The sequence below is a fragment of the Streptomyces sp. NPDC002537 genome (assembly GCF_053594975.1).
Window position 1 is genome coordinate 1 of record NZ_JBSFWT010000203.1, and the last position, 1,057, is coordinate 1,057.

A 1,057-nucleotide genomic window follows, 5' to 3' on the forward strand; every position below is an offset into this window, starting at 1 on the left:
GGTTCGCGTAGCCATCGTCGGCGTGGGCAACTGCGCCGCCTCGCTGGTGCAGGGCGTCGAGTACTACAAGGACGCCGACCCGAACGGCCGCGTGCCGGGTCTGATGCACGTGCAGTTCGGCGACTACCACGTGCGTGATGTGGAGTTCGTCGCCGCGTTCGACGTCGACGCGAAGAAGGTCGGCCTCGACCTCGCCGACGCCATCGGTGCCAGCGAGAACAACACGATCAAGATCTGCGACGTGCCGGCCACCGGCGTCACCGTCCAGCGCGGCCACACCCTCGACGGCCTGGGCAAGTACTACCGCCAGACCATCGAGGAGTCCCCCGAGGCCCCGGCCGACATCGTCCAGACCCTCAAGGACAAGCAGGTCGACGTCCTCGTCTGCTACCTCCCCGTGGGTTCCGAGGGCGCCGCGAAGTACTACGCGCAGTGCGCCATCGACGCCAAGGTCGCCTTCGTCAACGCCCTGCCGGTCTTCATCGCCGGCACCAAGGAGTGGGCGGACAAGTTCACCGAGGCGGGCGTCCCGATCGTCGGTGACGACATCAAGTCGCAGGTCGGCGCCACCATCACGCACCGTGTGATGGCGAAGCTGTTCGAGGACCGGGGCGTCATCCTGGACCGCACGATGCAGCTGAACGTCGGCGGCAACATGGACTTCAAGAACATGCTCGAGCGCGAGCGCCTGGAGTCCAAGAAGATCTCCAAGACGCAGGCCGTCACCTCCCAGATCCGCGACCGCGAGCTCGGCGAGGAGAACGTCCACATCGGCCCGTCCGACTACGTGGCCTGGCTGGACGACCGCAAGTGGGCCTACGTCCGCCTCGAGGGCCGCGCGTTCGGCGACGTCCCGCTGAACCTGGAGTACAAGCTCGAGGTCTGGGACTCCCCGAACTCCGCCGGCGTCATCATCGACGCGGTGCGCGCCGCGAAGATCGCCAAGGACCGCGGCATCGGTGGCCCGATCCTCTCCGCCTCCTCGTACTTCATGAAGTCGCCGCCGGTGCAGTACTTCGACGACGAGGCCCGTGAGAACGTCGAGAAGTTCATCAAG

1 protein-coding gene is annotated in these 1,057 nt (G+C 66.5%); it reads left to right on the top strand.

Translation table 11 applies throughout. The annotated features are described in order from the left end of the window. The coding region (locus ACWD4A_RS35400) for an inositol-3-phosphate synthase (protein ID WP_451200590.1) at positions 1–1,057 on the top strand (1,057 nt) is incomplete at both ends.